Source organism: Promicromonospora panici, from assembly GCF_900608595.1.
In the GTDB taxonomy this organism is placed as follows: domain Bacteria; phylum Actinomycetota; class Actinomycetes; order Actinomycetales; family Cellulomonadaceae; genus Promicromonospora; species Promicromonospora panici.
In genome coordinates this window covers 18,409-28,042 of the sequence record NZ_UWYY01000037.1, presented here as the reverse complement: position 1 = coordinate 28,042, position 9,634 = coordinate 18,409, and the positions used below count along the sequence as shown (strand labels likewise).

General features: G+C 71.1%; 8 protein-coding genes and 2 tRNA genes. 2 read left to right on the top strand and 8 right to left on the bottom strand.

All coding sequences use genetic code 11. The annotated features are described in order from the left end of the window. Positions 1-272: 272 nt before the first annotated feature. Both EW117_RS30585 and EW117_RS28135 read left to right on the top strand, forming a co-directional pair. Positions 273-395, top strand: coding sequence for a hypothetical protein (locus tag EW117_RS30585; protein ID WP_277986497.1), 123 nt, complete (start codon positions 273-275; stop codon positions 393-395). After that, on the top strand, positions 392-823 hold the full coding sequence (locus EW117_RS28135; RefSeq protein ID WP_165362906.1) for a S1C family serine protease: 432 nt from the start codon (positions 392-394) through the stop codon (positions 821-823). Before EW117_RS30585 ends, EW117_RS28135 begins: the two co-directional genes overlap by 4 nt. 71 nt (positions 824-894) lie before the next feature. On the opposite strand, the gene EW117_RS28130 is transcribed toward EW117_RS28135, so the two are convergent. The 8 genes from EW117_RS28130 to EW117_RS28100 form a co-directional block, all read right to left on the bottom strand. Beyond that, positions 895-2,112, bottom strand: coding sequence for an MFS transporter (locus tag EW117_RS28130; protein WP_129790030.1), 1,218 nt, complete (start codon positions 2,110-2,112; stop codon positions 895-897). 1 nt (position 2,113) lies between these two features. Continuing rightward, the gene (gene narI / locus EW117_RS28125; RefSeq protein WP_129790029.1) at positions 2,114-2,878 is read right to left on the bottom strand and encodes a respiratory nitrate reductase subunit gamma; all 765 of its coding nucleotides are present in this window, start codon (positions 2,876-2,878) and stop codon (positions 2,114-2,116) included. Beyond that, entirely contained in the window at positions 2,869-3,618 is a 750-nt protein-coding gene (gene narJ, locus EW117_RS28120; protein ID WP_129790028.1) for a nitrate reductase molybdenum cofactor assembly chaperone, read from the bottom strand. Before narJ ends, narI begins: the two co-directional genes overlap by 10 nt. Continuing rightward, positions 3,615-5,270, bottom strand: coding sequence for a nitrate reductase subunit beta (narH, locus tag EW117_RS28115; protein ID WP_129790027.1), 1,656 nt, complete (start codon positions 5,268-5,270; stop codon positions 3,615-3,617). Before narH ends, narJ begins: the two co-directional genes overlap by 4 nt. Positions 5,271-5,280: 10 nt before the next feature. Then, complete coding sequence (locus EW117_RS28110) at positions 5,281-9,066, bottom strand: nitrate reductase subunit alpha (RefSeq protein ID WP_242504624.1); 3,786 nt, start codon at positions 9,064-9,066, stop codon at positions 5,281-5,283. Positions 9,067-9,305: 239 nt separating this feature from the next. After that, positions 9,306-9,378: transfer RNA gene (locus EW117_RS28105), tRNA-Ala, on the bottom strand. Positions 9,379-9,390: 12 nt separating this feature from the next. Next, positions 9,391-9,510: a DLW-39 family protein gene (locus tag EW117_RS30405; RefSeq protein ID WP_242504623.1), complete on the bottom strand. Its 120-nt coding sequence runs from the start codon at positions 9,508-9,510 to the stop codon at positions 9,391-9,393. A gap of 35 nt (positions 9,511-9,545) precedes the next feature. Then, positions 9,546-9,619, bottom strand: a tRNA-Ile gene (locus EW117_RS28100). Positions 9,620-9,634: the final 15 nt, after the last annotated feature.

The window sequence follows — 9,634 nt, the reverse complement described above, 5'->3', positions numbered from 1 at the left end:
GGCAGCGCCGTCCGCGTCAGATGTGTGTAAGAGACGGTCCGGAGGCCGGGTGAGGGCCCTCGGTCGTCGGGGTCGTCCTGGAGGTAGCCGAGTTGGCAGTGCGCTGCCAGTGGAACCGGACGCCGGCCTCCTCGGCGAGCGCGGCACCGGGCCCTCGCATCGCTGTCGCGCACGACCCGTGGCAGCCTGAAGGCGGTCGCACTTGTCCGTGCGACGCGCTTCACGCGAGGCTCCAGCTCAGGGAGAGGCGATGCCGGCCGAACGGCGACGTCGTGACCAACGACCACGTCATCACGCCCGCCGTCCCCGATGGACGGATCGAGGTGCTGCTCGCCAGCGGTGAGCGGCTCCCGGCGGGGCGCTGGTCGACTGCCGAGGGCGGATGGTCGAAGTGAACACCGCGATCTCGACGGTGCCCGACAGCACCGGACAACCGGTCGGCGGCAGTGTCGGGATCGGCTTCGCGGTGCCTGTTGCCACCGTCCGGGCGATCACGGGCGAGCTGCTCGAGCACGGCCGGGTGGCGCACTCGTCATTCGGCATGTCCACCTCGGCCCTGTCGCCCGCCGCGGCCGCGCGGTTCGACGTGCCCCCGGGACTGGTCGTGACCGACGTCGTTCCCGGTGGCTCCGCGGAGGCAGCGGGTCTACGGGCGGGCGACCTGATCACCAGGCTCGGCGACCACGTGGGCCCGACCGACGCGGTCCTCGCGCGCGAGACCGCGCAGGCGAACGACGGCGACCGGATCGAGCTGGCACTCCTGCGCGACGGAGAGACCCACCGCGCGACGGTGGTGCTCCGCCCGGAGGCCGCAGGCCGCTGAATTCCCGTGGCGTCCGGGTTGCTGTGGAGGCGGGCCAGTACTGAGGCTGGTCGCTCTCTCGGACTGAGCGTTCAGTCCCGCGCACTCCTTCGTACCGGCCCGAGCGTGAACAGCAGCGTCGCCAGGCCGGTTGCGGCGAGCAGAGCGAACCCGACGCCGTAGCTGCCTTCGAACTGGTACACCGCGCCCATGATGAGGGGCGGTACGAACCCTCCGAGCCCGCCGGCGGCGCCCACGACGCCGGTCACGGCACCCACCTTGTCTGCGGGCGCGACCTTCGCCACCAGCGCGAACGTGGCTCCCGACGACGCGCCCAGCGCGGCCGCGAGGCCGAGGAACGCGATCGTGCCCACGGGGATGAGCCCGGGCTGGAACGCGACGACTGCGGCCAGTAGCGTGACCGCCGCGAAGCACCAGAGGGACACGTTCACCGGCCCGAGCCGGTCGGACAGCATCCCGCCGATCGGCCGCATCACCACCGCGAGCACGACGAACCCGGCGGTGCGGGCCGCGGCGTCGGCGGTCGCCAGGTCGTAGGCGTTGGCGAGGAACGTCGGCAGGTACACGCTGAACGCGACGAACCCGCCGAACCCGACCGCGTACAGCCAGGAGAGCTGAAGGGTCGTCGGGATCTTGAGGGTCGACCAGGTGCGCGCCCACATCCCGCCCGTGGCGCCCGTGGTCCGTCCGGGAGCGTCGCGCAGCAAGAACCAGGATGCCACCGCGAATGCCGCGAGGATCACCGCGACCAGCACGAACGGGGCCCAGCGCCCGAACGCGTCGGCCAGCGGCACCGTGGTGAACGAAGAGACGGCGGTCCCGCCCATGCCGACGCCGAAGATGCCCAGCGCCGTCCCGCGCCGTTCGGGGGCGAACCAGGCGTTGACGAAGGGGACGCCCACCGCGAAGGTCGTGCCGCCGAGCCCCAGCAGGAACCCGCCGACGACGAGCGCGGCATACGAGTCCGCGACCAGCCCGACGAACAGCACCGGGACGATCGTCAGCGCGCTCACGAGCGGGAACATCAGCCTGGCGCCGAGCCGGTCGGTGAGCGCACCGACCGGGATCCTGCCCACGGACCCGACGATCACGGGCACCGCCACGAGCACCGACTGCTCGATCTCCGACAGCGCGTACTCGACCCCGTACGCCTTCCCCAGCGGGCTGATCAGGGCCCATGCCCAGAAGTTCACCGCGAAACCCACCGTGGCCAGCGCCAGCTGGCTGCCCGACGACGTCCCGCTCACCGCGGATCGCCGGCCCGCCCGGGTTGGTGGTGCCTGTGCCATGTCAGCTCCTCTTCCGGGGTCCGGCCGACGGCTCCCAGCCGGGTCGCGGGCGGCGAGCGCCCGAGCCGCCGGGAGCCGCACCCGAGCCGCCGGCATCGCGCGAGCGGTAGACGACGTACGGCCGGAACAGGTACCCGACGGGCGCCGAGAACGCGTGCACCAGCCGCGTGAACGGCCACAGCGCGAACAGCAGCATGGCCGCGACGACGTGCACCTGGAAAGCCGCCGGTACGCCGGCCATCAGCTCGGGCTGCGGCTGCAGGTACCAGAGCGAGCGGAACCACGGCGAGATGGTCTGCCGGTAGTCGTACCCGTGCTCGGTCACCAGCTGGGTGGCCGCGGTGGCCCACGCGCCGGACAGCACCGACAGCGCGAGCATCGCGTACATGACCTTGTCCATCACGGTGGTCGCGAGGAACACGGCACTGGTCACCCGCCGGCGGTAGATCAGGATGAGCAGGCCGAGCACCAGGACGGCCGACGCCGCGGCTCCGGCCAGCGCCGCGACGAGGTGATACACCTCCTCGGGGATGCCGATCGCCGCGGTCCAGGTCGCCGGGACCACGAGCCCGGCGACGTGACCGAGGATCACCACGAGCAGTCCCAGGTGGAACAGCGGCGAGCCGAGGCGCAGCAGCTTGCTCTCGTGGAGCTGGGACGAGCGGGTGGTCCACCCGAACCGGTCGTAGCGGTAGCGCCACACCGACCCGGCGACCAGCACGGCGAACGTCACGTACGGCAGCACTACCCAGAGCATCACGTCCATGGCAGGGCCTTCCCTCCAGCGTCGTCCCCGAAACCCGGCAGGCCCGACAGCCCGACCAGCTCGGCGGGCGGCCCCTCGGCCACGAGCGCGGCGACGCGTTCCAGGGTGCGTGGGTCGACCGGCGGAAGCGTGAGGCAGACGGCCTCCACGGCCGCCACCCACGGCGAGCCCTCGGCGGCGAGCGCCGCGCGCAGCACCTCGATTCCGTCGCGGTGGGCGGTCAGGAGCGCCCCGGCGATGCGTGCGCCGTCACGGTCGGCCCGGGCGGACAGCTCCAGCACGCTCCCGAGGTGGTCGGGTAGCTCGCCGCCGGTGATCTCCCAGCCGACGGCGCGGTACGCCTCGGCGAACCGCAGGAGCGCGGCGCCGCGGCGCCGGGTGTCGCCGGCCGCGTAGTACGAGAGGTAGAGCGTGCAGCGTCGCTTGAGGTCGAAGGTGGCGACGTAGGCGGCCTGGAGCTCGCGCGGGTCGCCGTTGACCAGGGTGGCGGCGAGGTTCGTGAGTCGCCGTGCCACGGGCTCCGGCAGCCGTCCGACGGCGGAGCGCACCTCCCGCGCGGCCGCCACCGTCTCCTCGTCGGGGTAGGCGAGCAGGAGCGAGGCGGCCATGTGGGCGAGGCGGCGGTCGGCGTCGGCCATCCGGACCGCCGTGAGGGTCTCGACGGGCTCGACCGCCGATCGCTCCGCTGGTCGAGCCTGTCGAGACCGCAGCCCCGGCCAGGGCAGGAACGTCGGGCTCATGGCGCGTTCTTCCTGTCCGACGGCGGGAACAGCCCTGCGGGCCGCCCGTTCCCGTCCCAGTTCAGGAGGTTCACGCGGCCGGGCGTGGAGGGCCCGTTGGGCGAGTCAGCCGTCTGCCGGGACGACAGGGCGTGGAAGTTCTCGACGGCGACCGGCACCGGCGGGCCGGACGACTCGCCGAGCGGGCCCGCGCCGCCCATGCCGGGGCCGCCCTCGTAGTCCAGGGAGCAGGCGATCTCCTCCAGGTCGCGGGCCTGCTCGGCGTGCGCCGTGGGGATCACGTACCGGTCCTGGTACTTCGCGATCGCGAGCAGCCGGTACATCTCCTGGACCTCCTGGCCGGTCATGCCGACGGCGCCCGCCGCCTCCTCGTCGGGTGTGTTCCCGAGGTTCACGTCGCGCATGTAGGACCGCATGGCGGCCAGCCGGCGCAGCACCCGCTCGACGGGGCGGGTGTCGCCCGCGGTGAAGAGCCCGGCGAGGTACTCCAGCGGGATGCGCAGCTGCGAGATCGCGGCGAACAGGGTGCGCGGGTCCTCGCCGTCGTTCCCGGAGCTCGCGACGACGTCGACCACGGGCGACAGCGGCGGGATGTACCAGACCATGGGCAGCGTCCGGTACTCGGGGTGCAGGGGGAGTGCGACCTCGTAGTCGTTGATCAACTTCCAGATCGGGGAGGCCTGTGCGGCCTCGATCCAGTCCTCCGGGATGCCCTCGCGGCGGGCCGCGGCCACGACCTCCGGGTCGTCCGGGTCCAGGAAGACGGCGCGCTGCGCGGCGAGCAGGTCGTGCTCGTCCTCGACGGCGGCCGCCTCGGTGACCCGGTCGGCGTCGTACAGCACGAGGCCGAGGTAGCGCAGGCGCCCCACGCACGTCTCGGAACAGACGGTGGGCAGGCCCACCTCGATACGCGGGTAGCAGAGCGTGCACTTCTCCGCCTTGCCCGTCTTGTGGTTGAAGTAGACCTTCTTGTACGGGCACCCGGTGACGCACATGCGCCAGCCGCGGCAGGCCTCCTGGTCCACGAGAACTATGCCGTCCTCGGCGCGCTTGTACATCGCCCCGGACGGGCAGGACGCCACGCAGGAGGGGTTGAGGCAGTGCTCGCAGATGCGCGGCAGATAGAACATGAACGTCTGCTCGAGCTCCTCGGCGACGTGCTCGCTCATGTGCTTCAGGACCGGGTCGTCCTGCATGGTGGCGGTGGACCCGGCGAGGTCGTCGTCCCAGTTGGCCGACCACTCGATGTTCATGTCCTTGCCGGTGAGCAGCGACTTCGGCCGGGCGACCGGGGTGTGCGCACCCTGCGGGGACGACAGCAGCATGTCGTAGTCGTACGTCCACGGCTCGTAGTAGTCCTGGATGGACGGCATCTTCGGGTTGGCGAAGATGGTCGCGAGCTTCTTCAGCCGCCCGCCCGCGCGGGGCTTGAGCTTGCCCCGCTTCGTGCGGACCCAGCCGCCCTGCCACCTGCCCTGGTCCTGGTAGGTGCGGGGGTAGCCCAGGCCGGGACGCGTCTCCACATTGTTGAACCAGACGTACTCCGTACCGGACCGGTTGGTCCACGCCTGCTTGCACGTCACCGAGCAGGTGTGGCACCCGATGCACTTGTCGAGGTTCATCACCATCGACATCTGGGCCATGACCTTCATGAGCTGACCTTCACGAGTACCGCACCTCCTGGGACCTGCGCCGGACCACCGTGACCTCGTCCCGCTGGTTGCCTGTAGGCCCTAGATAGTTGAAGGCGTAGGAGAGCTGCGCGTACCCACCGGCCAGGTGGGAAGGCTTGAGCAGGATCCGCGTCAGCGAGTTGTGGATGCCGCCGCGCAGGCCGGACGCCTCGGCGATGGGCACGTCGACCGTACGGTCGGTGGCGTGGTGCATGTAGACCGTGCCCTCCGGCATGCGGTGGCTCACCACGGCTCGCGCCACGACGACGCCGTTCCGGTTCACGGCCTCGACCCACTCGTTGTCCACGACGCCGATCCGGGCGGCGTCTGCCGGGGACATCCAGATGTTCGGGCCCCCGCGGGACAGCGACAGCATGAACAGGTTGTCCTGGTACTCGGAGTGGATGGACCACTTGGAATGGGGCGTCAGATAGCGGACGACGACCTCGGCCTCGGGGGACTCGACAGGCTCGACCACCGGTTGTCGGGACCCCGACAGCGCCGGCGAGTCCGGGAACAGGAGGTGCAGGTCCAGCGGCGGCCGGTACACGGGAAGCTGCTCGCCGAGCTCGACCAGCCAGTCGTGGTCCAGGTAGAAGTGCTGCCGCCCGGTCAGGGTGTGCCAGGGCTTGAGCCGCTCCACGTTCACCACGAACGCGCTGTACCGTCGCCCGCCGTGCTCGCTGCCCGACCACTCCGGCGACGTGATGACCGGGGTGGGCCGGGCCTGCACGTCCGCGAACGTGATCCGCTTGCCCGCCTCCCCGCGGGCGAGGTCGGCCAGCGGCCTGCCGGTGCGCCGCTCCAGGTGTTCGAAGCCCTGCACCGCGAGCCGACCGTTGGTGGTGCCGCTGAGCGCGAGGATCGCCTCGCACACCTGCGTGTCCCGGTCCAGCCGGGGACGCCCGGCCGCCGGGCCGTCGGGCACCAGCCCGTTGACCTCGCCGAGCCGCCGCACCTCGGCGTCGGGCGAGAACATGACGCCCTTGGTGACCATGCCCACGCCGTCGGTCAAGGGCCCGAGCGCGGCCATCCGGGCCGCGAAAGCCGGGTAGTCCCGCTCGACCTCCGCGAGCTTTGGCATGTTGATCCCCGGAACCAGATGGCGCTCGCGGAACGGTACGCCCGAGTCCGCGAGGGTGCCGTGCGGCACCGCCATCTCGTCGGGGGTGTCGTGCGCCAGTGGCGAGGCGACGACGTCGTGCCGCACGCCCAGGTGGTCCACCGCCATCGCCGAGATCTTCCGCGCTATCGCGTGGAACGCCGCGAAGTCGGTCCTGGTCTGCCAGGGCGGGTCGATGGCGGGGTTGAACGCGTGCACGAACGGGTGCATGTCCGTCGAGGACAGGTCGTGCTTCTCGTACCAGGTCGCGGCGGGCAGCACGACGTCGGAGAACAGCGTGGTGCTCGTCATCCGGAAATCCATGGTGACCAGCAGGTCGAGCTTGCCGCGTGGCGCGTCCTCGCGCCACGTCATGCTCCGCGGACGCCGGTCCGGCGTGGACTCCTGCGCGGACACCGCCGAGTCCGTGCCCAGCAGGTGCTTGAGAAAGTACTCGTTGCCCTTGCCGCTCGACCCCAGGATGTTGGCCCGCCACACCGTCAGCACGCGGGGGAAGTTGGCCGGGTCGTCGGGGTCCTCGACGGCGAACCGCAGCCGCCCGGCCTTCAGCTCGTCCACCACGTGCTCGGCAGGCTTCTTGCCGGCGGTGCGGGCCTCGTCGGCGAGGTCCAGGGGGTTGCGGTCGAACGTGGGATAGCTGGGCATCCAGCCGCGCTGCGCCGACTCCACCAGCGTGTCTGCCGTCGTGCGGCCCGCGAACGCCCCGGGCGCCAGCGGCGAGGCCAGGGTGTCGGCGGGCAGGCCGTCGTACCGCCACTGGTCGGTCGCGAGGTACCAGAACGCCGTGCCGATCATCTGCCGCGGCGGCCGCACCCAGTCCAGCCCGCCCGCGTACTGTGCCCAGCCCGTCACCGGGCGGCACTTCTCCTGACCCACGTAGTGCGCCCAGCCGCCGCCGTTGACACCCTGGCAGCCGGTCATGGTGGTCAGCGCGAGGAACGCGCGGTAGATGGTGTCCGAGTGGAACCAGTGGTTGGTCCCGGCGCCCATGATGATCATCGAGCGGCCGTCCGAGTCGACGGCGTTCTGCGCGAACTCCCGCCCGATCCGGGCCGCCGCCGCGGCGGGCACACCCGTGATCTCCTCCTGCCAGGCCGGGGTGCCGGGCGCGGGATCGTCGTAGCCCTGCGGCCACACGCCGGGGAGCCCGGGTCGGCTCACGCCGTACTGGGCGAGCATCAGGTCGAACACGGTGGTCACCAGGTGCCCGCCGATCCGCCGCGTCGGCACCCCGCGCACGACGACACCCTTGCCGCCGGTGTGCGGATCCCCGCTGGTCGAGCTGTCTCCGTTGGTCGAGCTTGTCGAGACTCCCGGCACGACGTCGAACCTCGGGAGAGCGACGAGGGCGGTCCCCGCCCCCGGGAGGTCCGCGGTACTCAGGGCCGGGTCCACGTCCCCCAGGTCCAGGTTCCAGCGCCCTTCGTCGGTCTCGCCGTAGCGGTGGCCCAGGGTCCCGTTCGGCACGACGGGCCGCCCGCGGGAGTCCAGCAGCACGGGCTTGAAGTGCGGGTTCGCCTCGGCGGAGGTGCCCGGCAGGACGTCGTCGGACAGGTCTGCCGCTGTCAGGAACTTGCCGGGGACGTAGGCGCCCGGCGCGCCGGTGGGTGCCGGCTCGAGGCGGACGAGGAACGGCGAGTCGCTGTACTGCTTCAGATACTGCTCGAACCGGGGGGTGCGTTGCTCCACGAGGTACTCGCGCAGGATCACGTGCCCCATCGCCAGGGCGAGAGCGCCGTCCGTGCCAGGGTGTGGGGCGAGCCACTCGTCGGCGAACTTCGTGTTGTCCGCGTAGTCGGGGGAGACGGCCACTACCTTCTGGCCGCGGTACCGGGCCTCGGTCATGAAGTGGGCGTCCGGTGTGCGCGTCACGGGGATGTTGGAGCCCCACATGATCAGGTAGGCGGCGTTCCACCAGTCGGCCGACTCCGGCACGTCGGTCTGGTCTCCGAACACCTGCGGGGACGCGACCGGCAGGTCCGCGTACCAGTCGTAGAAGCTGAGCATCGTGCCGCCCAGCATCTGCACGAACCTGGCCCCGACCCCGTGGGAGACCATCGACATGGCGGGGATCGGGGAGAACCCGGCGATGCGGTCCGGTCCGTACCGGCTGATCGTGTGCACGTGGGCCGCGGCGACGATCTCCGCGGCCTCCTCCCACGTTGCCCGGACGAGCCCGCCCTTGCCGCGCGCCCGCTTGTAGGCGGCGGCCGTTTCCGGGTCGGCGGTGAGCTCAGCCCATGCCTCGACCGGGTCGTGCCCCTGGCGTCGAGCCGCTCGGTAGGCGTCCAGGAGCACGCCGCGCACGTAGGGGTAGCGGACGCGCGTGGGCGAGTAGGTGTACCAGCTGAACGCGGCGCCGCGCGGGCAGCCGCGCGGCTCGTACTCGGGGGAGTCCGGGCCCACCGATGGGTAGTCCGTCTGCTGGGTCTCCCACGTGATGATGCCGTCCTTGACGTACACCTTCCACGAGCACGACCCGGTGCAGTTCACGCCGTGCGTGGACCGGACCACCTTGTCGTGCGACCACCGGTCCCGGTAGAACGAGTCGCCGCCCCGGCCGCCCTCCAGATAGAGCCGGCGCAGGTCCTCGGACACCTCTCCGCGGCGGAGGTGCCGACCCAGCCTGACCAGTGCGTCCTCGGTGGCCACGCTTGTCAGTTTCACCCGGACCTGGGAAGTGCGCGACCTGGGTCGGCATCGTTTTCTTCGCCATGCGGTCAGGTTGAATGTGGGCCGCCAGCAGTGCTCGGGTGAGGGGTAGAGGCGATGGATGCCGCGAAAGCGCGGGTCAGATCGTTCTCTGTCGCTGTACGTCAGGCCCAGCGGGCCAGGGGCCTCGCGAGGAACGTCGAAGGCCGTTGACCAGCAGGTCAACGGCCTTCACCAGGTGGAGCCAGCGGGACTCGAACCCGCAACCCCCTGCTTGCAAAGCAGGTGCGCTACCAATTGCGCCATGGCCCCGCTGAGGGCCGCTCAGTCGATCGAGTCGGTGACCTCGGACCAGAGATCGCGACCTGCTGCGTCCTCGCTGAGCTTGCGCCAGATAACGTAGCCGGCACCAGCGGCGAGCAGCACTATGAGCAGCTTCTTCACGAGTTCCTCCTGGGGAGCCTCTGCAGGTCCGGGAGTGGGGCTAGGAGGACTTGAACCTCCGACCTCTTCCTTATCAGGGAAGCGCTCTAACCGTCTGAGCTATAGCCCCGGGCGAGCGTTCCGC

Excerpts from the sequence above, each read along its gene's own strand:
- narJ (WP_129790028.1), bottom strand. The coding sequence starts at position 3,618 with ATGAGCCCGACGTTCCTGCCCTGGCCGGGGCTGCGGTCTCGACAGGCT.
- narH (WP_129790027.1), bottom strand. The coding sequence starts at position 5,270 with ATGAAGGTCATGGCCCAGATGTCGATGGTGATGAACCTCGACAAGTGC.
- EW117_RS28130 (WP_129790030.1), bottom strand. The coding sequence starts at position 2,112 with ATGGCACAGGCACCACCAACCCGGGCGGGCCGGCGATCCGCGGTGAGC.
- narI (WP_129790029.1), bottom strand. The coding sequence starts at position 2,878 with ATGGACGTGATGCTCTGGGTAGTGCTGCCGTACGTGACGTTCGCCGTG.